Raw genomic sequence first — 25,973 nt, 5'->3', positions numbered from 1 at the left:
CCCTCACGCCGTGCCGGCGGACGCCACCTCCTCGGCCAGGACCGCCACGGCCCGGCGCAGGTCCTCCTCGCGGTGCTGCGCGGTGAGGAAGAACCGCAGCCGCGACAGCCCCTCCTCCACGGCGGGGTGGAAGATCGGGTCGGCGATCACGCCCCGGGCGTAGAGCCGGTCGGCGACGCGCAGGGTGCGGGCCGAGTCCCCGAGGATGCACGGCACGATGGGCGTGTGGGCACTGGAGCCGGTCGCCAGGCCGGCGGCGGAGGCCAGGCCCAGGAAGAGCTCGGAGTTGCGCCGCAGCGCGCGCACCCGCTGCGGCTCCGCCTCGATCAGCTCGGCGGCGGCCAGGGCGGCCGCCGCGTTGGGCGGGGTCAGGCCGACGCTGTAGACGAAGCCCGGCAGGGTGTGGCGCAGCCAGCGCACCATACGGGCCGAGCCGCCGAGGTAGCCGCCGCAGCTGGCGAAGGCCTTGGAGAGGGTGCCCATCCACAGGTCCACGTCGCCGCGGTCGACGCCGAAGAACTCGCCGACGCCCCGGCCCCGTTCGCCGACGGTGCCGATGCTGTGCGCCTCGTCCACCATCAGCAGGGCGCCGTAACGTTTCTTCAGGTCGATGACGGCGGGCAGGTCCACGAGGTCGCCGTCCATGCTGTAGGCGCCCTCGACGGCGATCAGCACGCGGCGGAACCGGGACCGGTTGAGCCGCAGCAGGTGTTCCAGCCGCTCCGTGTCGTTGTGCGCGAAGGGGCGCCGCGCCGCACCGGACAGGGCGCAGCCCTGGAGGATGCTGTCGTGGGCCAGCGCGTCGTGCAGGACGAGGTCCTCCGGGCCGACGAGGTGGCCGATCGCGGTGACGTTGGTGGCGTGGCCGCTGACCAGGGTCAGGCAGTCGCCGACCCCGAGGAACTCGGTGAGGGTGCGTTCCAGGCGGACGGTGAGCTCGCGTTCACCGGACAGGACCCGGCTCGCGGAGACCGAGGTCCCGTACCGCTCCACTGCCCGGTGCACGGCCTCGTTGACGGCCGGGTGCCCGGAGAGGCCGAGGTAGTTGTAGCTGCCGAAGGAGAGGTACGGGCGGCCGCCGATCACCGTGGTGTCGCGGATGGTGCCCTCGTGGACCCGGAAGTAGGGGAAGCCGGCCCCGGTGTCCGCGATGGATCCCAGGAGTTGTTCGAGCGCGCCCACCTCGGGGAAGTCGTCGACGTGCGCCGTCCCGGCGCTCCACTCCGGGGCGGCCGCCGCCGCCGGGCCCGCGTCCGGTCCGGGGGGCCTGGGGCCCGCGCCGTGGTCCGGGGCGACGAGGGCGATCAGCCGGCCGACGGTGAGGTCCGGGGTGAACATCTCCTCGGTCCGGAACCCCGGCACCCGGTTCGCGATGCGGGTGTCCAGCTCGTGCAGCATCAGGGAGTCGAAGCCGAGGTCGGCGACGAGCGTCTGGTCCTCGTGCAGGTCGGACACCGGGTAGACGCCGGTCCGCGAGACCTCTTCGAGGACGATGGCCGCGGCGCCCGCTCCCCCGGAGCGCACGCCCTGCGGCCCGTCGGGGGACGGGTCCGGGAGAGGTACGGGCTCCGGGTCGGCCGTCTCGCGCGCCTCCTCGTCCACGATCCAGTGGCGGCGCGGTGCGAGGGGGCTCGGCGGCAGGGTGCACGGGGGTACGCGCTCCCCCGCCGCCGGGACCTCCCCGGCGGGCGGGTCCACGGGGAGGCCCGCCTCCACGGCCTCGGCCGCCCCGGTCAGCCGCGCGACCGCGCCGGCGGTGTCGCGGGCCTCCACGGTGAGGCGCTGCGTGAGGGGGGCCCGGCGGGCGAGAGTGTCGGCCACGGCGGCCAGCGGCGGCCGGTCCTCGGCGACGGCACGGGCCAGGTCCCGCGCGTACCGGGCCAGCCCGGCGCGGTCGCGGGCGCTGAGGGTCAGGACGTGGGCCCTCCCGGACGGCCCCGCCGGCTCGGGGCGGGCCGGCGGCGCGGCGGTCTCCTCCACGACGAGGTGCACACCGGTACCGCCGAAGCCGAACGCGCTGACGCCGGCCCGGCGCGGCCCGCCGTCGTGCGGCCAGGGGACGGGCGCCGTCGGCACGGTCAGCCGGGCGGCCTCGAGCACGCCCTGCCCGGCGAGCCCGAACTCCGGCTGCGGGGGGATCACCCCGCGCTGTACGGCGAGGACGGTCTTGATGAGCCCGGCCAGACCCGCCGAGTTGAGGGAGTGCCCGACGACCGCCTTGACCGCGCCCAGGTGGGCGGGGGCGGCGTCCGGCCCGCGCAGCTCGCGCAGGACGTCGAGTTCGACGGGGTCGCCGACGGTGGTGCCGGTGCCGTGCGCCTCCAGGTAGCCGACCTCGCCGGGGGCCAGGCCGGCGTCCCGGTAGGCGCGGCGCAGGGCGCGCAGCTGTCCGGCCGCCTGGGGGTGCATGCCGCCCTGGACGGTCCCGTCGTTGGCGGTGCCCACGCCGCGGATCACCGCGTACACCCGGTCGCCGGCGGCCCGCGCGTCGGACAGGGGCCGCAGCACCAGTACCCCGGCGCCCTCCCCGAGGACGAAGCCGTCGGCGTCCGCGCCGAACGGCAGGCAGCGGCCGCTGCGCGAGATGGCGCCGATCCGGCACAGCCCCACGAGCAGGTCGGGGGTGATCACCAGCTGGGCGCCGCCGGCGAGGGCGATGCGGGTGCGGCCCGAGCGCAGCGCGTGGACGGCGTTGGCGACGGCCATCAGGCCGCCGGAGCAGGCGGAGTCCAGGGCGTAGCTCTCGCCGTGCAGGTCGAAGACCGAACTGATCGTGTTCGGGCCCATGTTGAGCAGGATCCCGGCCACGGAGGTGCCCTGCATCCCGTCGACGGCGCGGAAGGTCTCCCGCCAGCCGGGGTCGCCCGGGCGTGCCCCGAACTCGCCGCCGGCCAGCTGCCGCATCCGGATCCGGAGGGTGGTCAGGCCTCGGTAGCCGCTGTCGGTGAGGGCCGTGATGACCGAGGTCTCCTCACGGTCGAAGCCGTCGGCCTCCCATCCGGCGTCCTGGAGCGCCTCGCGGGCGAGGTCGATCAGCAGCCGGTGCTGGGGGTCCATCGCCTTGGCCCGCCGGGGCGGGATGCCGTAGTGGGCCGCGTCGAAGAGGTCCACGTCGGGCAGCAGCGCCATGGTGTCCGTGTAGGCGGCCGAGGTGTCGCGGAAGTCGTCGCTGAGGAAGGCGTCGGCCCGCCACCGGCTGTCGGGGACACGGCCGAACTGGGCGTGCGGGTCCGTCAGGAGCCGCCAGTACTCGTTCAGGTTCCGGGCGCCCGGGAAACGGCAGGCCATCCCGACGACGGCTATGTCGTCCCGCTCCCGCGCCCGGCCCGCTCCGTTGGGGTCCACTGTGGAATCCATCCTTGTCACCGAAGCCGTCACCCGGTGGTGGCCAGGCGTTCGCGCCACCAGTCCACCGTCGCCTTGACCTGCTGGTCCAGGGGGGTGGCCCGGGTCGCGAACGCGGTCTCGTAGGCCGTCGAGTCGACCGTGAACGGGCGGTCGAACTGGTAGCGGATCTCCTTGAGTTCGCGCAGCAGCGGGGAGAACAGCCCGCCCACGGCCAGGGCGAGGGGCGGGACGCCGCGGACGGCGACGGGTCCGGTGCCGGCCTGGGCGGCGAGCCGGCCGACCATCTCCCGGACGGACAGCGCCGGTTCGGTCGGGACGTGCCAGGCCCGGCCCCAGGCCCGCTCGTCGCCCGCGACCTCGGTCAGGGCCCGGGCCACGTCGGGCAGGTACGTCCAGCTGTGCGGGGCGTCCGGGTCGCCGAGGGTGGAGACGGGCTTGCCGCGCAGCAGCGGCGGCAGCACCCGCGCCGCCAGGTGCCCGCCGTCGGTGACGCCGGGCCCGAAGAAGTCGGAGGCGCGGACTTCGACGGCCCTGATCCGGCCCTGCGCGTGCAGGTCGCGCGCCTGCTCCCAGACGGCGGCGCGCACCCGTCCCTTGGTGCCGGTCGCCGCGAGGGGCAGGTCCTCGGTCAGGGGGCCGTCCACGGGCCCGTACCCGTAGAGGTTGCCCAGCATGACCAGCACCGCCCCGGTCGCCTCGGCCGCCGTGCAGAGCGAGGAGGCCAGCGCCGGCCACTCCCCCGCCCAGCGGTGGTAGGGCGGTGCGGCGCAGCCGTAGAGCGCGGCCGCGCCCCGTACCGTCTCGGTGAGCCGCCCGCTGTCCTTCGCGTCCAGCGCGACGTGCTCGATCCCGGGCTCCGGACTGCGGCCCGACGTGGTGACGACCTTCACCGCGTGGCCCTGCTCGACGAGCAGCCGTGCGGTGGCGGCACCGGCGGGGCCGAAACCTATGACGACATGAGTGTTCACGTACGCACACTAGCGCGGGCCCCGGGGCGGGCGGCGGTGACGCCCCCCGGGCCCGCGGCCGAAACCCCCACCCCTGCCGGAAGCGCCCGCGGCGGTCGTTCCGCGATGTTCCGGAGCCCCCGGTGACGTGCCCGTTGCCGGTCTCCCGATCGCCCGTCCACACGGTTCACCGGACCCGGGCGTCCCGTCGGCTCCGCACGCTCGCGATCAGCAGGCCCCGCTGACCGCGCGCCGTCCCGTCCGCAGGAGCGGCATGATTGGCCGGAACCCTGCGTCCGCCGGGCGGGGCCCTCGGGCCGGTGCCCGGCTGCCGGCCCTCCGCGCGGAGGACCGCCCGGCCCTGCCCGCCCGCCCGGACCGGTCACGACAGGAGAAGCGGCGGCCCCGGGCCCTGTCGTAGCGTGGAACGGCCGGGCGCCGAGGGACGCCGCCGCGGCCGCGCCGACGAGGGAGAGACGATGAGCAGGGGCACGAAGAACGACAGGCCCGCACCGCACGCCGCCGACGGCCACGACATGATCCGCGTGCACGGGGCGCGCGAGAACAACCTCAAGGACGTCAGCGTCGAGATCCCCAAGCGGCGGCTGACGGTGTTCACCGGTGTCTCCGGCTCGGGCAAGAGCTCGCTCGTGTTCGACACGGTCGCGGCGGAGTCGCAGCGGCTGATCAACGAGACGTACAGCGCCTTCGTGCAGGGCTTCATGCCCGCGGCGGCCCGTCCCGACGTGGACGTGCTGGACGGGCTGACGACGGTGATCGCCGTCGACCAGCAGCGGATGGGCGGCGACCCCCGTTCCACGGTGGGCACGGCCACCGACGCCAACGCGATGCTGCGGATCCTCTTCAGCCGGCTCGGCGCCCCGCACATCGGCGGCCCGAAGGCGTACTCCTTCAACGTGGCCTCGGTCAGCGGCGCGGGCGCGGTCACCCTGGAGCGCGGCGGGCAGAAGGTGAGGGAGCGGCGCGAGTTCAGCGTCACCGGCGGCATGTGCCCGCGCTGCGAGGGCCGGGGCACGGTCAACGACCTCGACCTCGCCCAGCTCTTCGACGAGTCGAAGTCCCTCGACGAGGGGGCGCTCACCATCCCCGGCTACAAGCCCGGCGGCTGGAATCACCGCCTCTACGCCGAGTCGGGCCTCTTCGCCCCGGACGAGCCGATCCGTTCGTTCACGAAGAGGCAGCTGGCCGACTTCCTGTACCGCGAGCCGGTCAGGATGAAGATCGCCGGCATCAACATGACGTACGAGGGGCTGATCCCGCGGATCCGCAAGTCGATGCTGGCCAAGGACAAGGAGGCGATGCAGCCGCACATCCGGGAGTTCGTGGAGCGGGCGGTCACCTTCACCACCTGTCCCGACTGCGAGGGCACCCGGCTGAGCGCGGGCGCGCGGTCCTCGAAGATCAAGGGGATCAGCATCGCCGACGCGTGCGCGATGCAGATCAGCGACCTGGCCAAGTGGGTGAGCGGTCTCGACGAGCCCTCGGTGGCGCCGCTGCTGGCCACCCTGCGGCAGACCCTCGACTCGTTCGTGGAGATCGGGCTGGGTTACCTGTCGCTGGACCGGCCGGCGGGCACGCTGTCGGGCGGCGAGGCGCAGCGCGTCAAGATGATCCGCCACCTCGGCTCGGCGCTGACCGACGTCACGTACGTCTTCGACGAGCCCACGACGGGTCTGCACCCGCACGACATCGAGCGGATGAACGGGCTGCTGCTGCGGCTGCGCGACAAGGGCAACACGGTGCTGGTCGTGGAGCACAAGCCGGAGGTCATCGCGATCGCCGACCACGTCGTCGACCTGGGGCCGGGCGCCGGTGCGGCGGGCGGCACGGTGTGCTTCGAGGGCGGTGTGGAGGGGCTGCGGGCCAGCGGCACCGTCACCGGGCGGCACTTCGACGACCGGGCCCGGCTCAAGGAGTCGCCGCGCGTGCCCTCGGGGGCGCTGGAGATCCGCGGGGCGTCGGCGCACAACCTGCGCGGGGTCGACGTGGACGTTCCGCTCGGGGTGCTCACCGTGGTGACGGGCGTGGCCGGTTCGGGCAAGAGCTCGCTCATCCACGGCTCCGTGCCGGCCTCGGCGGGGGTGGTGTCGGTGGACCAGGCGCCGATCCGGGGCTCGCGGCGGAGCAACCCGGCGACGTACACGGGGCTGCTGGAGCCGATCCGCAAGGCGTTCGCCAAGGCCAACGGGGTGAAGCCGGCGCTGTTCAGCGCCAACTCCGAGGGCGCCTGCCCCACCTGCAACGGTGCCGGGGTGGTCTACACCGACCTGGCGATGATGGCGGGGGTCGCCACCACGTGCGAGGACTGCGAGGGGAAGCGGTTCGACGCGTCGGTGCTGGAGTACCGGCTCGGCGGCCGGGACATCAGTGAGGTGCTGGAGATGCCGGTGGCGGAGGCGGAGGGGTTCTTCGGCTCGGGCGAGGCGCGCACGCCGGCCGCGCACCGGATCCTGGAGCGGCTGGTGGACGTCGGGCTCGGCTACCTGACCCTGGGCCAGCCGCTGACCACCCTGTCGGGCGGTGAGCGGCAGCGGCTGAAGCTGGCCACGCACATGGGCGAGAAGGGCGGGATCTACGTCCTGGACGAGCCGACCGCGGGCCTGCACCTGGCCGATGTGGAGCACCTGCTGGGCCTGCTGGACCGGCTGGTGGACTCCGGCAAGTCGGTGATCGTGATCGAGCACCACCAGGCGGTCATGGCGCACGCCGACCGGATCATCGACCTCGGTCCGGGCGCGGGGCACGACGGCGGCCGGGTCGTCTTCGAGGGGACCCCGGCGGAGCTGGTGGCCGCCCGGTCCACGCTCACGGGCGAGCACCTCGCGGCGTACGTGGGCGCCTGACGGCCCGCTGGGGGCGGCCCGGGCGGGCCGCCCCGTCAGCGGGTCAGCGCCAGTCGTCCCACGGCGGGTCCATCTCGTCGAGGTCGAAGGGCGGTTCCTCCTCGAACGGCGGCTCCTCGGGGGCCTGCGCCGTCGTGCGGGGCGCGGCGGCGGGCGCCGGAACGGCGGCGCGGGGCGCCCCTGCGGCGGGCTCGCCGGCGGCGGGCGCTGCGGTGGCGGGCGCCTCGGTGGCGACGGCCCCGTCGGCGCGGCACGCGGCCAGGGCGTCGAGGAGGCCCTCGGCGTACTTGGCGAGCTTGGCCTCGCCGACGCCGCCGATGCCGCCCAGTTCCCCGACCGTGCCGGGCAGCCGGGTCGCGATCTCCCTCAGCGTGGCGTCGTGGAAGACGACGTACGCCGGGACACCCTGCTCGCGGGCGGTCGCCGCCCGCCAGGCGCGCAGGGCCTCGAAGACCGGAACGGCGGCCGGCGGCAGGTCGACGGGGACGCGGGCTCCCTTCCCGGAGCGGGACCCGGACTCCTTGCGGGAGGCGGCCGGCGCCTTCTTCTCCTTGCGCATCTGGACGGTGCGGCGCCCGCCCAGCACCTCGCCGCTGGCGTCGGTGAGGACGAGGGTGCCGTAGTCGCCCTCGACGGCCAGCAGCCGCAGCGCCAGCAGCTGCCGGACGACGCCGCGCCACTCGGCGGTGCCCAGGTCCGCGCCGACGCCGAACACCGAGAGCCCGTCGTGGTCGAACTGGATGACCTTGGCGGTCTTCTTGCCCTGGAGGATGTCGATGATCTGGCCGGCGCCGAACTTCTGGCGGCGCTCCTTGGCCAGCCGCCACACCGTGGACAGCAGCTTCTGCGCGGCGACCGTGCCGTCCCAGGACTCGGCGGGGGTCAGGCAGGTGTCGCAGTTGCCGCAGGGGCCGCCGTGCTGGCCGAAGTACTCCAGCAGCCGCTGCCGGCGGCAGTCGACCGTCTCGCAGAGGGCGAGCATGGCGTCCAGGTGCATGCCCAGGGAGCGGCGGTGGGCGTCGTCGCCCTCGGAGCCGTCGATGAGCTTGCGCTGCTGGACCACGTCCTGGAGGCCGTACGCGAGCCAGGCCGTGGCGGGCTCGCCGTCACGGCCGGCGCGGCCGGTCTCCTGGTAGTAGCCCTCGACGGACTTGGGCAGGTCGAGGTGGGCGACGAAGCGGACGTCGGGCTTGTCGATGCCCATGCCGAAGGCGATCGTGGCGACCACCACGACCCCGTCCTCGCGCAGGAAGCGGGCCTGGTTGGCGGCGCGCGCCCGGGAGTCCATGCCGGCGTGGTACGGGACGGCGTCGATGCCCTGTTCCACCAGGAAGGCGGCGGTCTTCTCCACCGACGCGCGGGACAGGCAGTAGACGACTCCGGCGTCCCCGTCGTGCTCGGTGCGGATCAGCTCCAGCAGCTGCCGGGCCGGGTTGTCCTTGGGGACGATGCGGTACTGGATGTTCGGCCGGTCGAAGCTGGCGACGAAGTGCCTGGCGTCCTCCAGACCCAGCCGCTTGGCGATCTCGGCGTGGGTGGCCTCGGTGGCCGTCGCGGTGAGGGCGATGCGGGGCACCTTGGGCCAGCGCTCGTGCAGCATCGACAGCGCGAGGTAGTCGGGCCGGAAGTCGTGGCCCCACTGGGCGACGCAGTGCGCCTCGTCGATGGCGAACAGGGAGACCTTGCCCCGGTCGAGCAGGCGCTGGGTCCCCTCGGTGCGCAGCCGCTCGGGGGCGAGGTAGAGCAGGTCGAGCTCGTCGGCGAGGAAGGCCTGTTCCACGGCCTGCCGCTCGTAGGGGTCCTGCGTCGAGTTGAGGAACCCGGCCCGGACGCCGAGGGCGGTGAGCGCGTCCACCTGGTCCTGCATCAGCGCGATCAGCGGGGAGATCACGATGCCCGTGCCTTCTCTGACGAGCGCCGGGATCTGGTAGCAGAGCGACTTGCCGCCGCCGGTGGGCATCAGCACGAGGGCGTCGCCGCCGCCGATCAGCTGCTCGATGATCTCCTGCTGCTCACCGCGGAAGGAGCTGTATCCGAAGACGCGGTGGAGCACGCGCAATGCCTCGGGGACCTCGTCTGAGATCTCGGGGGAAGCGTCCGAAAGGGCCATCCGAGAAGCCTAGCGGCACCCCGTGACACTCCCGTCCCGTCCGTCCGGGCCGGCTCCCGCCGGGGGCCGGCCCGGACCCGGGCGCACGGGGCGCCGCCTCAGGCGCGGACCAGGCGGGCGATGGCCCGCGAGGCCTCCTCGACCTTGTCGCGGGCCTGGTCCCCGCCCTCGGCGATGGCGTCCGCGACGCAGGAGTGCAGGTGGTCCTCCATCATGGTCAGCCCGAAGGACTGCAGGGCCTTGGTGGCGGCGCTGACCTGGGTGAGCACGTCGATGCAGTACGTCCCCTCCTCGACCATGCGCTGGAGGCCGCGCACCTGGCCTTCGATGCGGCGCAGCCGCTTGAGGACGTCGTCCTTGTGGGAGGTGTAACCGGGCACGGCGATCGCTTCCCTTCATCGGGCCTTCTTTACCCCTGGGGGGTATGTCGACAACGAGGACGGGCCGCGGGATGTTCCGCCGGGCGGTCAGTGGGAGTGACCGCCCGACTCCTCCCCGGCCGGCTGTGCGGGCTGCGCGGCGGGGGCGGGGGCCGTCCCGTCGCCGCCGGCCCGGACGGTGAAGGCGGCGGTGCGGACCTTGCCCTGGTGCTGGAAGTCCAGGAAGAGCCGGTAGGTGCCGGCGCTGGGGGCCGTGGCCGTGAAGGAGACGTCCGGGCCGGGGCCGCCCTCGTTGGGGTGGACGTGCAGGTAGGCGAGGTCGCCGTCGCGCAGGGCGACGAGGTGTCCGTACGCCCCGAGGTAGGGCTCCAGGTCGGTGACGGGCCGGCCGTCCTTGCTGACGGTGAGCTTCAGTTCGCCGGGCTTGCCGGGGGCCAGGGTCCCGCCGAGCGCCACCTGGTAGCCGTCCACCTCGGCGGTGGGGGCGACCGGGGGCATCGGATTCGGCGCGTAGGCGCCGGGGACGGTGAGGTCCGCGCCCAGGGTGACGTTCTTCGCGGCCCCGTCCGAGGGGGCGAAGTCGGCGAAGGCCTTGTAGGCGCCGGCGGCGGGCAGGTCGACGGGGGTGGACCAGGTGCCGTCCTGCGCGCGCACCGGGTGCAGGTGGCGGAAGACCGTGAGGTCGCGCGAGGCGACGATGAAGTGCAGTTCCTTGCCGTGCTCGGTCTTGTAGCCGGTGACCTTGCGGCCGGCCGCGTCCTTGACCGAGAACCTGAGCTCGCCCTGGCCCGGGGCGATGCTCGGGGTGTCCAGGCTCAGGGTGTAGCCGGCGTCGGAGACCTGGAGGCCGCCGGCCGCCGGGCCCTGGGCCGCGGCCTGCTCGTGGCCGCCGTGTCCGCCTTCCGCGGCCGGCGCCTTCGCCTGGCTCGCGTGGCTCGCGTGTTCCGCCTTCGCCGGCTCGCCCACGGGGCCGACGCCCGCCCCGACCCCGTAGGCGGCGCCGAAGGCCCCCGCGAGTGCGGCGGCGAAGGCGGTGATCTTCACTCCGGTGTTCATGCCTGGTCTCCCGTACGACGTAGATGCCGCGTACAGCGGTTCAATGGATCTCCACCATACCCCCAGGGGGTATCAAGTCAAGCGCGGGAAACTCTTGCGGACGGATACCTAGGGGGGGTATATCTGGAGTCAGAGCCCGGATACCCCCCGAGGGTATCTGAACGATCAAGGAGAAGCCCATGTCTTCCTGCTGTTCCCCCGATGGCGCCTGCGCCTCCAACGGTGAGACCACGACCACCGTCGCCGTCGTCGACAGCACCGCCACCGTCTACCGCGTGTCCGGCATGAGCTGCGGACACTGCCGGACCGCCATCACCGGGTCCGTCGGCGCGCTCGCCGGGGTCCTCTCGGTGGACGTGGACGTGGACGGCGGCACGGTCACCGTGACCACGGCCGGCGAGCCGGACGACGCCGCGATCGCCGAGGCGGTCGACGACGCCGGCTACGAGCTCACCGGCCGGGCCTGACGCCCCGCCCCACCCCGACCCACCCGGACGCCGGGGCCCCGTCCGTCCACCGGGCCCCGGCACCGACCCCGCGCTCGAACGAGGAGCAGCACTCATGACCACCATCACCCCCGGCGCCGCCCAGGTCGAGCTCGCCATCGGCGGCATGACCTGCGCCTCGTGCGCGGCACGCATCGAGAAGAAGCTCAACCGGATGGACGGCGTCGAGGCGACCGTCAACTACGCCACCGAGAAGGCGAAGGTCACCTTCGACGCCGACATCTCCGTCGCGGACCTGATCGCCACCGTCGAGGCCACCGGCTACACCGCGCACGAGCCCGCGCCGCCGCGCTCCTCCGCCGCGTCCGGTCCCGGGGAGGAGCCGGCCGAGGCCGACGAGCTGGCCCCGCTGCGCCAGCGGCTCACCACCGCCGTCGTCCTGTCCGTGCCCGTCATCGCGATGGCCATGGTCCCCGCGCTCCAGATCGACTTCTGGCAGTGGCTCTCGCTGACCCTGGCCGCGCCCGTGGTCACGTACGCCGCCTGGCCCTTCCACCGCGCCGCCTGGACCAACGCCAAGCACGGCGCGGCCACCATGGACACCCTGATCTCGGTGGGCACCATCGCCGCGTTCCTGTGGTCCCTGTGGGCCCTGTTCTTCGGTACGGCCGGCACCCCCGGCATGCGGCACGCCTTCGAGTTCACCATCGCCCGCACCGACGGCGCCGGGAACATCTACCTGGAGGCCGCAGCCGGCGTCACCACCTTCATCCTGGCCGGCCGGTACTTCGAGGCGAAGTCCAAGCGCAAGGCCGGCGCCGCCCTCAAGGCGCTGCTGGAGCTGGGCGCCAAGGAGGTCACCGTGCTGCGCGGCGGCCACGAGGTGACCGTACCCACGGCCGACCTCCAGGTCGGCGACCGCTTCCTGGTCCGGCCGGGCGAGAAGATCGCCACCGACGGCACCGTCGTCGAGGGATCCTCCGCCGTGGACGCCTCGATGCTCACCGGCGAGTCCGTACCCGTCGAGGTCTCCGTCGGCGACTCCGTCACCGGCGCCACCCTCAACGCCGGCGGCCGCCTGGTCGTCGAGGCCACCCGGGTCGGCTCCGACACCCAGCTCTCCCGCATGGCCCGGCTGGTCGAGGACGCGCAGAACGGCAAGGCCGCCGCCCAGCGGCTCGCCGACAAGATCTCCGCCGTGTTCGTGCCGGTCGTCATCGCCATCGCCCTGGCCACCCTCGGCTTCTGGCTCGGCACCGGCTCCGGCCTCTCGGCCGCCTTCACCGCCGCCGTCGCCGTCCTGATCATCGCCTGCCCCTGCGCCCTGGGCCTCGCCACCCCGACCGCCCTCCTGGTCGGCACCGGGCGCGGCGCCCAGCTCGGCATCCTGATCAAGGGCCCCGAGGTCCTGGAGTCCACCCGCAAGGTCGACACCATCGTCCTGGACAAGACCGGCACCGTCACCACCGGCCGGATGACCCTGCTGCACGTGCACACCACCGAGGGCACCGCCGAGACCGACGTCCTGCGCCTGGCCGGAGCCCTGGAGCACGCCTCCGAGCACCCCATCGCCCAGGCCGTCGCCGCGGGCGCCGCCGCCCGCGTCGGGACCCTGCCCGTCCCCGAGGACTTCGCCAACATCCCGGGCCTGGGCGTCCAGGGCGTCGTCGAGGGCCACGCCGTCCTGGTCGGCCGCGGCAAGCTGCTCGCCGAGTGGGCGATGGAGCTGCCCCCGCACCTGGAGCGCGCCAAGTCCGACGCCGAGTCGGCCGGGCGCACCGCCATCGCGGTGGCCTGGGACGGCGAGGCGCGCGCGGTGCTGGAGGTCGCGGACGCCGTCAAGGACACCAGCGCCGAGGCGATCCGCCGGCTGCGCGCCCTGGGCCTGACCCCGATCCTGCTGACCGGCGACAACAAGGCCGTGGCCGAGTCGGTGGCCCGCGAGGTCGGCATCGACGAGGTCATCGCCGAGGTCATGCCGCAGGACAAGGTGGACGTCGTCAAGCGGCTCCAGTCCGAGGGCCGCAGCGTCGCGATGGTCGGCGACGGGGTCAACGACGCGGCCGCCCTGGCCCAGGCCGACCTGGGCCTGGCCATGGGCACCGGCACCGACGCCGCCATCGAGGCCGGCGACCTGACCCTCGTACGGGGAGACCTGCGCTCGGCGGCCGACGCCATCCGGCTCGCCCGCAAGACGCTCGGCACGATCCGCTCGAACCTGTTCTGGGCCTTCGCCTACAACGTGGCCGCCCTGCCGCTCGCCGCGGCCGGACTGCTCAACCCGATGATCGCCGGAGCGGCCATGGCCTTCTCCTCGGTCTTCGTCGTCGGCAACAGCCTGCGTCTGCGCGGCTTCAGGGCCGCCTCCAACTGAGGAGCCCCCGTGGCCGGTCCTGCAGAACACAAGGAAGACGTCATCCGGCGCCTGCGGCGGATCGAGGGCCAGGTCCGCGGCGTCCAGCGGATGGTCGCCGAGGACGTCTACTGCGTCGACGTCCTGACCCAGGTGTCCGCGATCAACGCGGCACTCCAGTCCTGCGCCGTGACGCTGCTCGACGAGCACCTCGCCTGCTGCGTCACCGAGGCCATCGCCCGGGGCAGGGACGAGGCCAGGGTCAAGGTCGGCGAGGCGAGCAAGGCCATCGCCCGGCTGATCCGCGCGTAGCCCGGCGGCCGCGGGATCCGGGAGCCCCTCCACACGACGGACCGTGTGGAGGGGCTCCCGGCTTTCCGGGCCGCCGCCGGGCCGCCGCCGGGGGGCCGGTGTACCGGGCCGGGGTATGACCGCGCCGCGAGGGCGGGCCGTACGATGAGCCGCTGCCGAGGGGAGGGCTACGAGCATGCGCGTACGCCGGCTGGGAGAGCTGGAAGCCGAGATCATGGACCGGGTGTGGCAGTGGGAACGCCCCGCCTCCGTCCGGGAGATCGTCGACGACATCAACCGGGGCCGCCAGGTCGCCTACACCACCGTGATGACCGTGGCCGACATCCTGTACCGCAAGGGCTGGCTGAGCCGGGAGAAGTCCGGCCGGGCGTGGATGTACCAGGCGGTGCGCAGCCGCGAGGAGTACACCGCGGCGCTGATGCAGGACGCGCTCGGCGACAGCCAGGACCGCCGGGCCACGCTGCTGCGGTTCGTGGAGCGGATGTCCCACGAGGACGTGGAGGCGCTGGACGAGGCCCTGCGCGCCGCCCGCTGCGAGCGTCCCTCGGGTGCGGCGGGTGAGGCCCGGTGAACCACCACGTGCTGCCGCCGCTGGGGCTGGCCCTGGTCACCGGGCTGTTGCTGCCGTGGATGCTGGTCCGCGCCGCATGGGCGCAGCAGGCGCCCCGGCTGGGGCTGGCCGTGTGGATCCTATGCGGGGCCCTGTTCGCGGCGTCCACGGCGATGCTGCCGGCGCAGCTGCTGCTGCCCGAGCGGACCAGCCACCGGCTGGTCGACATGGTGCTGACGCTCGACCCGCCCTCGCCCGGCCGGCTGCTCGGCGCGACGCCCCGCGAGGCCCTCGCCGCGCTGGCGGCGCTCGCGGTGCTGGCGGTGCCCGGGACCGGTTTCGTACGGGAGCTGCTGCGGGCGCGCCGGGCCCGGACCCGGCACGCCGAACTGCTGCGGCTGGTGGGCCGGTACGACGGGCGGCTGGGGGTGACCGTACTGGAGGACCCGCGTCCGGCCGTGTACTGCCTGCCGGGGCGTTCGCGCCGGGTCGTGGTCTCGACGGGGGCGCTGGAGGTGCTGACGGAGCGGGAGCTGGCCGCCGCGCTCGCGCACGAGCGGGCCCACATCGGCGGCCGGCACCATCTGCTGGTGGCGGCGGCGGGGGCGTACGCGTCGGTGTTCCGCCGGCTCCCGCTGGCCCGGATCGGCGGGCGGACGGTGCCGCTGCTGGTGGAGATGGCCGCCGACGACCGGGCGCTGCGCCGCTGTTCGAGCGACGCGCTGGCCGCGGCGCTGTACGCGCTGGCGACCGGGCGGGCGCCGCACAAGGCGTTCGCGGCGGGCGGTCCGTCGGCGGCGGTGCGGATGCGCCGCATCCTGGGGCCGCGCGGGACGGGGCGTCCGGTGCTGCGCGGACTGTTCTCGGTGGCCGCCTCGGCGTCGGCCATCGTCCCCCTGGTCGCCCTCTGTTGTTGGACCCGTTGATAGCGGGACCGGCAACCCCGTTATTTACTAAGCCAATTCGTAGATTTCCCCCCGACCCCGGCCGCTCGAATTGGCCGCTATTGTGGGCGCGTGCGGGCTCAGGACCGGCACGGCGAGAGGTGGGGGATAGATGCTGCTGGCTGACGTGCGGACGGCGGTTCCGCGTGACGCTGCGGCGATTTCCCGGCTCCTCGCCGAGGCCATACGCGAGGACTACGGCAGCCTCCTCGGAGAAATGCGCGTCGGCCGGCTGGTGTCGGACCATTGCTCGCTCCCCCGCATTCGGGCGGAAATTGAAATTCCCGGCGGAGCGCCCACCTGGCTCGGCTGGCTGGTCGCCGCCGACGCCGACGGCACCGTCGTGGGGGCCGTCTCGGGCGGGGTCCCCTTCCCCTCCGAGGGCGAGCTCTACGCCCTGTGCACCTCCCCGGCCCACCGCCGGCAGGGGGTCGGCACGGCCCTGCTGGCGGCCGCCGGGACGCGGATGCGGACGCACGGGGCGGCGTCCCAGCGGATCACCCTCCCCGCCGAACGGGCCCCGGGCCTGCCGTTCTTCACCCACCACGGGTTCACCCCGCTCACCGCGGTCCGCCTCGGCCGCACCCTCTGACGGACCGCCGCTCCCCGTCCTCCACGTCCTCCACGGGAGCGTGGCAGATCCACGCCATCGCGTGTTCACGCAGCCGGCAACGCTGGCCCCGGCGCCCGCCCCCGGGACAGGATGTGACCAGCGGCGCGGTCCCCCGGCGGCACGGGAGCCACGCCCCGGACGGCTGGACCGAGCGAGCCCCTGGAGGAGCGATGCACACACCGAGCGGCACTCCCCTGCCCGTCATGCCGGTCGTGCCCGCGGTGTTCGCGCCGGTCCCGCCGCCCCCACCGGCCGGCTCCCGGCTCCCCGCCCACTACGGCACGCCCGCGCCGGCCCCGGCGGACCACCTGCCCGGTCTGGAGTCGGCCGCCCCGGTGGACGAGGACTCCGGCTGGCTGCACGACGCGCTGCTCGGCCCGTACAGCGCGGACATCGTCGGCTACCTGCGCCTCGCGCGGGCCTGCGGCGGGCCGGTCCTGGACCTGGGCTGCGGGGCGGGGCGCCTGGCGGTGCCGTTCGCCCGGCACGGGTTCCCCGTCGAGGCGGTGGACCGGGACCCGGCCGGCCTGGAGCGGCTGCGGGCCTGGGGCCGGCGGATCGGGCCGCAGGTCTCGCGGCTCCTGGTCACCACCCGGGCCGATCTGGCGGACCTGCGCCTGCGGGGGACGTACCGGCTGGCCCTGCTGGCCGGGGCGATGATCTCGGCGGTGCCGCCCCACGCCCGCCCCGGGCTGCTGCGGGAGATCGCCGGACACCTGGAGCCGGGCGGCACCCTGGCCCTCGACTACACCGCCCACGGGCTGCGCGGGCTCTCCGAGGAACCCCGGCGCACCTGGGTGTTCCAGGTGCCCCGGTTCGACGGGGTGGAGGAGTGGACCGTGGCCCGGCAGGTCTTCGACCTGGACACGATGGGCGAGCGGATCACCTACCACTCCGTGCGCACGGGCAAGGTGCGCACCGAGCGCGTGGTGCGGGCCACCGAGAAGTGGATCGTCGACCCGGAGGCCCTCGCCGCCGAGCTCGACGCGGCGGGGCTGCGCGTGGAACGGCGCCGCTCCCACCGGGTGGACGAGCGCACCGAGAGCGTCCTGCTCGTGTGCCGGGCGGCCGGCTGACGCGGGCCCGTCCCCTTTCCGCTCCTCCCGCTCGAGAAGGACTCGCAAGAGGTACGATGCCCCCAAAGGTTTGAGTCGACCAGATGGCGGATGGTGGCGCAGTGATGGCTGTCGTGGAGGAGTCGACCGGCCGCGAGGCAGTGATCCAGCGCCTCCGCGACGTGGGACTGCGGGTCACCGGGCCGCGCCTGGAAGTGCTCCAAGTCCTGGCGGCGGGCGGGCACATGGACGTCGAGTCCATCACGGCCACCGCCCGTGACCGGCTGGGGACCCTCACCAGCCAGGCCGTCTACGAGATGCTGCGGCACTTCCTGGAGACCGGCCTGGCCACGAAGTTCGACCGCCCCGGTCTGCCCGCCGTGTTCGAGATCTCCGGTCCGCCGCACCAGCACGCGCTGTGCGTGCGCTGCGGCCGGGTGGAGAACGTAGAGGCCGAGGTGCCGGAGCCGGCGGGCGACGCCCTCGCCGCCTGGCGGATGAACGGGGGCGCGGAGGTCGTCTTCAAGGGGCTCTGCCCCGACTGCGCGCACGCCTCCCGGGACTGATCCGGACCTCTCGCACGCCCACCTCCTCGCAATCACATTGGCATGTGCCAAAGTGTGACTGTCGATTCGTAAGACGAGGGGGTCGCTTCGCGATGGCAACGGGGGATGGCAGGGACGGCGTCCAGTCGGCCGACAGGGTGCTGGCCCTCTATCAGGAGCTGCGCCTGCGCGGGGTGTCCAACCTCAACGACGCCTTCGAGGAGCTCGCGCTCCCGCCCGAGGAGCGGGAGAAGTGGCGCGAGGAGCTGATCGCGCTCGGCCTCATCGTGCCCACGGGCACCACCCACGCCACCCGCGCCGACCTCCAGTCCGGCGCCTGGCGTCCGGGCCCGGACGCCGTCGCCGCCGTCGACCCCGAGATCGCGCTGCTGCGGATGCTCCAGCGCGAGCGCGAGCGGCTGCGCGAGCACCTGGACGAGTCGGACCGCGCGTACAGCGCGCTGGAGACGCTGGTCGGAAGGTTCCTGCGGCCGGGCACGCTGAGCGGGTCCGAGGTCGAGGTGGAGATCCTCGACGACTACGGGCGGATCCAGCAGGTACTGGAGGACATCACCGACGTCATCCGGCACGATCTGACGTCCATGCACGTCACCGCCCTGGTACGGGAGGTCGCGGACCGGGTGCTGAGCCGCGACCGCCGGCAGATCGACAACGGGGTGCGCATCCGCGCCATCTACCACCAGCGGATCACCACCTCGCCGGAGGCGGTGGAGATGCTCCGGCGCCGGGTCGAGGCCGGTGTGGAGATCCGCCTCTCCCCCGCCGTCCCGATGAACATGATCATCGCGGACCAGCAGTTCGCCGTCCTGCCCGTGCACCCCGACGACCGGGCGGCCGGCGCGATCCTCGCCCGCGGCCCGGCCCTGGTCCGCTCGTACCTGGCGCTGTACGAGCACTGCTGGCACGCCGCCACCCCCTACGGCGACGACGTGGCGCCGGAACTCGGCGGCGACGGATTGTCCGAACAGCAGCGGGCGGCCCTGAAGATGCTGGCGTCGGGAATGAAGGACGAAAAGGTCGCCCGGACCCTGGGGGTTTCCCTGCGGACGGTGAGCCGAATGCTGTCCGAGCTGATGCAGGAAATGGGTGCGTCCAGCCGGTTCGAGGCGGGAGTACGCGCACAGCGGCTCGGCTGGCTCGACTGATCAAGGGGGCGTCCCTCGTCCGCAATGACCGGAAACGAAAACCCCGCGACCGCCCGGAAGGGCGATCGCGGGGTCTTGTCCGCCGCGGTGACCGGCAGTTCAGTCCCAGCCGTTGCCGTTGTCGCGGAGCGTACAGAGCGGGCGGACGGTGACGGTGTGAGCAGCGGACATGATTCCTCCAGGAATTACGAAAGGTCGTTTTCGTCTCCGTGGATCCGTGCCGCCGGAATTCCTTCGAAGACTTCTCCATTATCGTATGGATTCCAGGAGCGGGCCAGTTCCCTATAGCGCACCTGAGGCGGATCTGAAGGAGTTCATACAGACGTTACGCTTGCGCACCTTTGGTCAGCCCAAAAGAGCTGCTAGGGTGGAATTCCGGCCTTCTCGGCCCTCCAGGGGAGAGGTGTCGGCGAGGCAGGAGCGTGCCGCCGCTCCTGCCTCACTCATGTCCGCACCCGGCCGCGCCCCTTCCTCACGCAGGACCTCCCGGTACACCTCCAGCGTCGCGGCCGCCGCTCCGGCCCAGCTCATACCGCGGGCGTGGGCGACCGCGGCCCGGCCCATCACCGCGGCCTCGGCGGGGTGTTCGGCGAGCCAGAGCAGCCGGCGGGCGTACTCCCGCGGATCGTTGCCGTGGACGAGCAGCCCCGTCTCCCCGTCGCGCACGGCGGTCGGCAGCCCGCCGACCGCCGAGGCCAGCACCGGGGTCCCGCACGCCTGCGCCTCCAGCGCGACCAGTCCGAAGGACTCACTGCGCGAGGGAACCATGAGGACGTCCGCCGCCCGGTACCAGAGCGCCAGTTCCTCCTGCGGTACGGGCGGGTGGTGACGCAGTACGTCCGACACCCCGAGTTCGCGGGCCAGTTCCCAGGCCTCCCCGCGCGGACCGGCACCCGAGTTGCCGCCCACCACCGGGACGAGGGTCCGCGCGCGCAGGTGCGGGGCCCGCTCCAGCAGGGCGGCGACCGCGCGGACCATCACGTCGGGCCCCTTGAGGGGCTGGATGCGGCCCGCGTAGAGGGGGACGAACGCGTCGGCCGGCAGGCCCAGCCGGGCCCGCGCCGCCGCCCTGCCCCCACCGGGACCGAAGGTTCCCAGGTCCACGCCCGGCCGGACGATCTGCGTCCGGCCGGCGTCGGCCCCGTACAGCTCGCGCAGCGCCCGGGCCTCGTCGCCGGTGTTGGCGATCAGCCGGTCGGCGGAGCCGACGACCTGGTGCTCGCCGCGGATCCGCAGCTCCGGCTCGGGGGCGTCGCCCTCGGCGAGGGCCGCGTTCTTGACCCGGGCCAGGGTGTGGGCGGTGTGCACGAACGGGATCCGCCACCCGGCGGCCGCGATGCGCCCGGCCTGGCCGGAGAGCCAGTAGTGCGAGTGGACCAGGTCGTAGCGCCGCTCCTCCTTGAGCAGCGCCAGCGAGAACGGCACCACCAGGGCGGGCATGTCCTCCTTGGGCAGGGGCGCGCGCGGTCCCGCCTCCAGGTGGCGCACCCGGACACCGGGGCCGAGGCCGGCCGGGTCCGGGTGCTCCTCGCCCCGGCAGCGGGTGAACAGGTCCACCTCGACGCCCTGTTCGGCGAGGGCCCGGGAGAGCTGGACCATGTAGACGTTCATGCCGCCCGCGTCCCCGGTGCCCGGCTGGTGCAGCGGTGAGGTGTGGACGCTGAGCATGGCGACGCGCAGGGACACGTGGAACTCCTACGGGGAGAGGCCGCGCGCCCCGCACCGCCGGGTGACCGGCGCGCGGTCACGCGGCGAAGGAGGGTGGTCGTCTCGCTGTGGTGCGGTGGTGCGGGGCGTGCCGTCGTGTGGGGGGCGACGGCACGGGCCGGGGCCGGTCAGAAGCCGAACACCGGGCCCGAGGTCGGGGCCAGCCGGGTGCCCGGGGCGGGCGGGAGCAGGGCGGCCGCCGAAACCGGGCCGCCGGGCGGCGTCTTGAGGGCGGCGGCCAGCCGGTCCGCGCCCTCGGGCATCACCGGCCGCGCCCAGGCGGCGAGCGCCCGGGCCACCGCCAGCTGCGCCGCGAGCGCCGGGAGGTGGCGGCTGTCCGCCGTGGGGCGGTGCGCCTCGTGCGCGTTGACGTGGCCGAAGTCGGCCGCCGAGCGCACCATCTCGTCGAGCAGGGCGACCGCCCGGCGGGGGTCGAAGGACTCCGGCGAGTAGGCCTCGCGCAGGTCTTCCACGCCGCGCAGCAGCCGCCGTTCCAGCACCTCCCAGCCGGCGCCGCCGGGCAGGGCCGCCGGGGCCAGTCCGGCGCACTCCTCCCGGACGGCCGCGAACAGCCGCGCCAGCCAGCTGTTCCAGCTCTCGTCCAGTTCCCGGCGGGCGGCGGCGAGCCGCTCGGGGCGGAACTCGGTGCGCCGGCCCAGCGGCCGGGCCTGGAGGACGTGCCGGCGCAGCGTGTCGGAGCCGTACTCGGTGATCAGGTCCAGGGCCCAGGCCTTCTGGCCGGAGCCCCAGACCAGGGCCTCGTCCTCGACGACGTACGCCTCGTTGACGCAGAAGTGCTGCGGCAGCTTGACGCCCTGGGCGAAGAGCAGGACCGGCAGCAGTACGGCGTGGCAGAAGGCGTGGCCGAAGCCGCAGAAGTGGATGGCCCGTTCGGGCAGGGCCTGGTCGCCGTAGCCGAACAGGTGCATGGCGGCGGCCTCGAAGCAGCCGTCGATCCGGTGCTCGGGGAAGCCGTCGACCGGGACGGGCAGCCCCCACTCGGCGGGGTGGGCCACCGCGATGTCGGGCAGGCCGTCCTCGACGAGGGACTCGCAGAGCGCGGCCAGGCGTGGCGGCAGGCCGGCGGTGGCCCAGTACTCGGCGAGGGCCTCCCGGTGCGGCTCCAGCGGGACGTAGAGCCGGCGGCAGCGCCGGGGCACGGCCGCGGAGCCGCACTGGGCGCAGCGGGGTTCCAGGAGGTCGCCGCCGTCGTTGGGGCGGGCGCACTCGTGGCACATGCCGCCGTCGCTGGGGGCGGTGCAGTGCGGGCAGGTCCCGGTGACGTGGGCCCCGTGGAGCCAGCGCTCGCAGGACTCGCAGTACGGGGTGAGGCGGGTGCGGGCGGCGATGACGCCCTCGGCGTGCAGGCGCCGGAAGAGGTCCGCGAGCCAGCGTCCGTAGCCCTTGTCCTGGCGGGGGCGCACGACGTGGTCGAACTCCACGCCCGAGCGCAGCCAGTCCGAGGTGATCGCCGCCCGGTACCCCTCCGCGACCTCCTCCGGCTTGCGGCCCGCGCGCAGGGCGCGGGCGTGCACGGAGCTGTTGTGGTCGGCCGTGCCCGTGGTGAACAGGACGGGCTCGCCTTCGGCCCTCAGGTAGCGCGACAGGACGTCCGCCGCGACGTAGGGGCCCGCGAGGTGGCCGACGTGGAGTTCGCCGTGGGTGGCCGGCGGGGTCGCGGTGATCCATACGGGGGTGCTCATGGGACCTCCTTGACGTTGTGGTGCGCAGTACGCAGCGGGGCTCGGCACGGGATGAGCGGTCGGGGCGGGCGGGCCGCTGCCCGCCGCCGGGAAGCCCGGGGTGCCGTACCAGCGTGACAGAGAAACGAACCGTACGGTCTGCTATGCGGCTGCGCGTTCACGCCGTTGCGTGGACACGCCAGGAGGTACCGGCCGGTCGGCCGGGCGGCTCCGTGGCGCGCCCACGGGGCCAACGCCGTTACCCGGTAGGGCCGTTCAGGCGGCGTGATCGAGCGGGACGCGCATGCCCCGGACCACTTCGGTCCACAGCTCGTGCGCGGCCAGCGCCCACAGGGCGAGCGCGTCAGCCTCGGAGGGCCGCTCCAACTGGCGTTCCAGCAGGGCCCGGACCCGTTCGGGCCGCAGCCGCCCGTCCCGGGCCAGCCGCCGCGGGGACAGGAGTTCGCGCACCGGCTCCAGGAGCGGGCCGCCGGGCGCGATCAGCGCGGCGAGGGGCAGGGCGGGCGGCTGCCGGGGACGGCGCGCCACGGCTTCGGGCAGCAGCCCCCGCCCGGCCCCGTACAGGGCCCGCCGGTCCGGTACGGCGGCGGGCGCGAGGGTGCGGGCGGGCGCGAGGGTGCGGGCGTGTGCGAGGGTGCGGGCGTGCGCGATGAGGGCGGGCCGGCAGAACGGCATCCTGGCCTCGACCGCCCAGGCCATGCCCAGGTGGTCGGCCCGGCGCAGGGGTCCGGCGGGCAGCCGCCAGCGGGTCTCGAAGGCGGTGACGGCGGCGAGCCGGTCGCCGTCCGGCCGGGAGCGCAGCTCCCGCTCGACGCGGTCGGCGGCGGAGCCCTCACCGGCGAGGTGGGCGCGGTAATCGCACGTGTAGAGCCAGGAGCGGAGCATCCGGGGGGCGGCGCCCAGCGCGTCGGTGTAGGAGGCGGCCCAGTCACCGCCGGAGGGGGAGGCGGCGGCGTGCAGGCGTGCGGGGGCGCCGAACAGCTCGTCGGCGCCGTCCCCGGTCAGGGCGACGGTGTAGCCGGCCTGCCGGACCGTCCGGAAGAGGGCGTACGCGAGGAGGGCGGCGGGGTCGGCGTCCGGCTGCCCCAGGTGGCGGGTGGTACGGGTGAGCAGCGAGGGCAGTTCAGCCGGGTCGAGGAAGACCTCGTGGTGGACGGTGCGGGCGCGCCGGGCCGTCTGGCGGGCCCGGGCGTCCTCGGCACCGGGCGGGCGGCCGCGCAGGGCCAGGTGGAAGGTGTGCGGGGCGGGGGCCCCGGCCGCCCGGGCCTCCTCGGCGGCCAGCGCCGTGACCAGGCCGGAGGCGAGGCCGCCGCTGGTGAGCACGCACACCGGCACGTCGGCCCGCGCCAGGCGCCGCACCTCGCGGCGCAGCGGCTCCCGGACGCCCTCCCCCGCCGCCTCGGGGGCGGTCTCCGCGGCGCCGGGGCCGGGGGGCCGGCGCCGTACGACGGGTGCCCGGCCCGGCCGCACGACGGCGGTCGCGCCCGGCGGCAGCAGGCCGATCCCCTCCAGCGCGGTGCGGGCCGAGACCGGGGTGCGCAGGCACAGGACGGTGTCGAGGCTGTCCTCGCGCGGAACGGCCCGCACCCCGTCGAAGGCCAGCAGTGCCGGGATCTCCGAGGCGAAACGGAACGTCCCGTCCGGGCCCTGGTGGTGGTGGAGGGGCTTGATCCCGAGCGGATCGACGGCGAGCACCAGCCGGGGGGCGGCGCGCAGGTCGAGCACGGCGACGGCGAACATGCCGTCGAGGCGCCGCGCGAAGTCCGGCCCGTACTCGGCGTACAGCGCGGGCAGCAGGGTGCCGTCGCACCCGTCGGGGAACCGGTGGCCACGGGCGGCGAGTTCGCGCCGCAGCTCGGTGTGGTTGCAGATCTCGCCGTTGAACACGGCCGTGATCCCCGGCAGATGCGCCAGCCGGTACGGCTGGCTCCCGCCGCGCGGGTCGGTGACGGCGAGCCGGTCACAGCCCAGGGACCAGCCGGGCCCGCGCAGCACCCGGTGCTCGTCGGGGCCGCCGTGCCGCTGCCGGGCGGAGACGGCGGCGAGTTCACCCGGGTCGGGGAGGGCCGGCGCGGCCGAGAGGGAACCGAAGATCCTGCACATGCCGGGCGCCTCCGCTTCCCACGCGCACGTGGTTCCTGAGCGATGTGGTGCGGTGAAGTCCGCAGGTGGCGTACAGGCGACATGTCGCGAGTACGCCAAAGGAGCCGCCTTGCGGGCCACGGTCACGCCCAAGAGGCTGATCTCATGGAACACTTCGCGACCAATCACATTGACCGCAGCGCACCCGAATCCCTGCTGGTCGTGGCCGCGCACCCGGACGACATCGAGTTCTGCGTCAGCGGGACGGTCATGCGGTGGATCGCGCAGGGCACGAAGCGCGTGACGTACTGCATCGTCACGGACGGCGGCGCCGGCGGCTACGACGAACGGCTCCCCCGCCAGGCCATGGGCGACCTCCGCCGGGCCGAGCAGGTCCATTCGGCCAAGCGCAGCGGCGTCGACGACGTGCGCTTCCTCGGCTACCCCGACGGTTACGTCGAGCCGAGCGTGGAGCTGCGCCGCGACCTGTGCCGGGTGATCCGGGAGGTCCGTCCGCAGCGGGCCGTCATCCCGAGCCCGGAGATCAACTGGTCCCGCATAGCCGACCTGCACCCGGACCACCGGGCGGTGGGCGACGCCGCCCTCCGGGCCATCTACCCCGAGGCCCGCAACCCGTTCGCCCATCCTTCCCTGCTCAAGGAGGAGGGGCTGGAGCCGTGGATCGTGCCCGAGCTGTGGCTGATGACCGGACCGACCCCGAACCAGTACGTGGACGTCACCCCGGTCTTCGACCGGAAGGTCGAGGCGCTGCGCATCCACACCTCCCAGACCGCCCACTTCGACGACCTGGCGGGACTGCTGCGGGAGTGGCTGGGCGAGCACGCACGGACGGCGGGGCTGCCCGCGGGCCGGATGGCGGAGGCCTTCCAGGTCGTACGGATCGAGGGGTGAGGGCGGTCCGGGCCGGGTCCCGGCCCGAACGGCCCTCCAGGCTCACCGGTCTCACCGGTCTCACCGATAGATGAGCAGTTCCCCTTCGGTCGCGCCCGCCAGTTCGTAGCGGGTGGCGACCAGCGGACGGCCCGAGTAGATCCGGATCAGCGTCGCCGCGTCACCGCTGAACCGGGCCGGCGGCCGGCCGTCCACCTCGTTGCCCAGTTCCAGCGCTCCGGCGTGACCGTCGATGTCGGCGATCAGCCGGGGCGTCTCGCGTTTGCGGCTGGTCACGCGCAGCAGGGGCAGGGCGAGGGCCAGGCTGCTCCCGGCGTACGCGCCCGGCTCCCCAAAGGCCTCGCGGACGTCGCCCGCGTGGATCCACTCCCCCAGGGCCACCGCGTCCAGCGTGCCGTCACCCGCGGCGATGACCGCACCCGCCTCCGTGAACCCGCGCTCCAGCTCGTCGACGATCCGGCCCACCGGCCAGTGCGCGCGCTCGGCCACGTCGGCGGCGTTGGCGGCGGGGAGGAAGACCCCCTCCTCCAGCCGGCCCTCGACGATCCGGATGAGGGCGGCGGCGCAGTGGGCGAGCACGTCCCGGGCGGTCCAGCCCGGACAGGCGGTCCGCAGCCCGTACGAGGCCTCCGGTGTGCGGCGCAGCAGCGGGATCAGCGCGTCCCGTTCGGTGCGCAGCAGCATGTCCGGGAGCCACGGGTCCCGTACGTCGGGGGCATCCGCCACGGTGTCCGGCGCGAGGGCCGGAGCGGTCTGCACGATGGTGTCCACGGTGTCCCCGGCGCTCAGTAGCGGTAGTGGTCGGGCTTGTACGGGCCCTCGACCTTGACGCCGATGTACTCCGCCTGCTCCGGACGCAGCGTCGTCAGCTTCACGCCCA

21 protein-coding genes are annotated in these 25,973 nt (G+C 74.3%); 11 read left to right on the top strand and 10 right to left on the bottom strand.

What is annotated here, in order from left to right; translation table 11 throughout:
* Nucleotides 1–3 precede the first annotated feature (3 nt).
* Together ABT403_RS28365 and ABT403_RS28360 are read right to left on the bottom strand one after the other, a co-directional pair.
* Complete coding sequence (locus ABT403_RS28365; protein WP_344150235.1) at nt 4–3,357, bottom strand: aminotransferase class I/II-fold pyridoxal phosphate-dependent enzyme; 3,354 nt, start codon at nt 3,355–3,357, stop codon at nt 4–6.
* A gap of 17 nt (nt 3,358–3,374) precedes the next feature.
* Nucleotides 3,375–4,316, bottom strand: coding sequence for an NAD-dependent epimerase/dehydratase family protein (locus ABT403_RS28360; protein WP_344150232.1), 942 nt, complete (start codon nt 4,314–4,316; stop codon nt 3,375–3,377).
* A 458-nt stretch (nt 4,317–4,774) separates the two neighbouring features.
* On the opposite strand from ABT403_RS28360, the gene ABT403_RS28355 reads away from it, so the two are divergent.
* A complete protein-coding gene (locus ABT403_RS28355; RefSeq protein WP_344150229.1) occupies nt 4,775–7,159 on the top strand; it encodes an ATP-binding cassette domain-containing protein in 2,385 nt (794 codons plus the stop codon).
* Nucleotides 7,160–7,202: 43 nt separating this feature from the next.
* On the opposite strand, the gene recQ is transcribed toward ABT403_RS28355, so the two are convergent.
* The 3 genes from recQ to ABT403_RS28340 all read right to left on the bottom strand — a co-directional run bounded on the left by recQ (nt 7,203) and on the right by ABT403_RS28340 (nt 10,705).
* Nucleotides 7,203–9,269, bottom strand: coding sequence for a DNA helicase RecQ (gene recQ / locus ABT403_RS28350; protein WP_344150226.1), 2,067 nt, complete (start codon nt 9,267–9,269; stop codon nt 7,203–7,205).
* 98 nt (nt 9,270–9,367) lie between these two features.
* Nucleotides 9,368–9,649: a metal-sensitive transcriptional regulator gene (locus tag ABT403_RS28345; RefSeq protein ID WP_425580089.1), complete on the bottom strand. Its 282-nt coding sequence runs from the start codon at nt 9,647–9,649 to the stop codon at nt 9,368–9,370.
* Between the two features lie 87 nt (nt 9,650–9,736).
* A complete protein-coding gene (locus ABT403_RS28340; protein ID WP_344150223.1) occupies nt 9,737–10,705 on the bottom strand; it encodes a DUF8832 domain-containing protein in 969 nt (322 codons plus the stop codon).
* A gap of 179 nt (nt 10,706–10,884) precedes the next feature.
* Here ABT403_RS28340 and ABT403_RS28335 point away from each other — a divergent pair, with 179 nt between their 5' ends.
* The 9 genes from ABT403_RS28335 to ABT403_RS28295 all read left to right on the top strand — a co-directional run bounded on the left by ABT403_RS28335 (nt 10,885) and on the right by ABT403_RS28295 (nt 18,689).
* Complete coding sequence (locus tag ABT403_RS28335) at nt 10,885–11,172, top strand: heavy-metal-associated domain-containing protein (protein ID WP_344150220.1); 288 nt, start codon at nt 10,885–10,887, stop codon at nt 11,170–11,172.
* Between the two features lie 94 nt (nt 11,173–11,266).
* On the top strand, nt 11,267–13,525 hold the full coding sequence (locus ABT403_RS28330; protein WP_344150217.1) for a heavy metal translocating P-type ATPase: 2,259 nt from the start codon (nt 11,267–11,269) through the stop codon (nt 13,523–13,525).
* A 9-nt stretch (nt 13,526–13,534) separates the two neighbouring features.
* Nucleotides 13,535–13,816: a metal-sensitive transcriptional regulator gene (locus tag ABT403_RS28325; protein WP_344150214.1), complete on the top strand. Its 282-nt coding sequence runs from the start codon at nt 13,535–13,537 to the stop codon at nt 13,814–13,816.
* Between the two features lie 175 nt (nt 13,817–13,991).
* Nucleotides 13,992–14,387, top strand: a complete 396-nt coding sequence (locus ABT403_RS28320; protein WP_344150211.1) for a BlaI/MecI/CopY family transcriptional regulator — start codon at nt 13,992–13,994, stop codon at nt 14,385–14,387.
* Nucleotides 14,384–15,292: a M56 family metallopeptidase gene (locus tag ABT403_RS28315; RefSeq protein WP_344150208.1), complete on the top strand. Its 909-nt coding sequence runs from the start codon at nt 14,384–14,386 to the stop codon at nt 15,290–15,292. The genes ABT403_RS28320 and ABT403_RS28315 overlap by 4 nt, the downstream gene beginning before the upstream one ends.
* Before the next feature lie 130 nt (nt 15,293–15,422).
* Nucleotides 15,423–15,902, top strand: coding sequence for a GNAT family N-acetyltransferase (locus ABT403_RS28310; protein ID WP_344150205.1), 480 nt, complete (start codon nt 15,423–15,425; stop codon nt 15,900–15,902).
* Nucleotides 15,903–16,093: 191 nt separating this feature from the next.
* A complete protein-coding gene (locus ABT403_RS28305; RefSeq protein WP_344150202.1) occupies nt 16,094–16,999 on the top strand; it encodes a class I SAM-dependent methyltransferase in 906 nt (301 codons plus the stop codon).
* 104 nt (nt 17,000–17,103) lie between these two features.
* The gene (locus ABT403_RS28300) at nt 17,104–17,544 is read left to right on the top strand and encodes a Fur family transcriptional regulator (RefSeq protein WP_344150199.1); all 441 of its coding nucleotides are present in this window, start codon (nt 17,104–17,106) and stop codon (nt 17,542–17,544) included.
* A gap of 92 nt (nt 17,545–17,636) precedes the next feature.
* Nucleotides 17,637–18,689 (top strand): helix-turn-helix transcriptional regulator, encoded by a 1,053-nt coding sequence (locus tag ABT403_RS28295; protein ID WP_344150196.1) that lies wholly within the window; start codon nt 17,637–17,639, stop codon nt 18,687–18,689.
* A 345-nt stretch (nt 18,690–19,034) separates the two neighbouring features.
* Here ABT403_RS28295 and mshA read toward each other — a convergent pair whose 3' ends face one another.
* From mshA to ABT403_RS28280, 3 genes are all read right to left on the bottom strand, one after another.
* Nucleotides 19,035–20,375: a D-inositol-3-phosphate glycosyltransferase gene (gene mshA, locus ABT403_RS28290; RefSeq protein WP_425580088.1), complete on the bottom strand. Its 1,341-nt coding sequence runs from the start codon at nt 20,373–20,375 to the stop codon at nt 19,035–19,037.
* A gap of 149 nt (nt 20,376–20,524) precedes the next feature.
* On the bottom strand, nt 20,525–22,099 hold the full coding sequence (locus tag ABT403_RS28285) for a class I tRNA ligase family protein (RefSeq protein WP_344150193.1): 1,575 nt from the start codon (nt 22,097–22,099) through the stop codon (nt 20,525–20,527).
* Nucleotides 22,100–22,354: 255 nt separating this feature from the next.
* Entirely contained in the window at nt 22,355–24,202 is a 1,848-nt protein-coding gene (locus ABT403_RS28280) for an asparagine synthetase B family protein (RefSeq protein ID WP_344150190.1), read from the bottom strand.
* 144 nt (nt 24,203–24,346) lie between these two features.
* On the opposite strand from ABT403_RS28280, the gene ABT403_RS28275 reads away from it, so the two are divergent.
* Nucleotides 24,347–25,093 carry a PIG-L deacetylase family protein gene (locus ABT403_RS28275; RefSeq protein WP_344150187.1) on the top strand — a complete coding sequence of 249 codons (747 nt, stop codon included), beginning with the start codon at nt 24,347–24,349 and terminating at the stop codon, nt 25,091–25,093.
* Between the two features lie 60 nt (nt 25,094–25,153).
* Here the strand turns inward: ABT403_RS28275 and ABT403_RS28270 are convergent, their stop codons facing one another.
* Both ABT403_RS28270 and ABT403_RS28265 read right to left on the bottom strand, forming a co-directional pair.
* Nucleotides 25,154–25,777 (bottom strand): maleylpyruvate isomerase family mycothiol-dependent enzyme, encoded by a 624-nt coding sequence (locus ABT403_RS28270; RefSeq protein WP_344150920.1) that lies wholly within the window; start codon nt 25,775–25,777, stop codon nt 25,154–25,156.
* Nucleotides 25,778–25,878: 101 nt separating this feature from the next.
* On the bottom strand, nt 25,879–25,973 hold a 95-nt coding region (locus tag ABT403_RS28265), incomplete at its 5' end, for an adenosylhomocysteinase (protein ID WP_351650166.1).

It is taken from the genome of Streptomyces sp. NPDC000075 (genome assembly GCF_040301925.1).
Classification (GTDB): Bacteria; Actinomycetota; Actinomycetes; order Streptomycetales; family Streptomycetaceae; genus Streptomyces; species Streptomyces polychromogenes.
The sequence above is the reverse complement of the archived record's forward strand: the minus strand, read 5'-3'. Positions and strand labels throughout refer to the sequence as shown.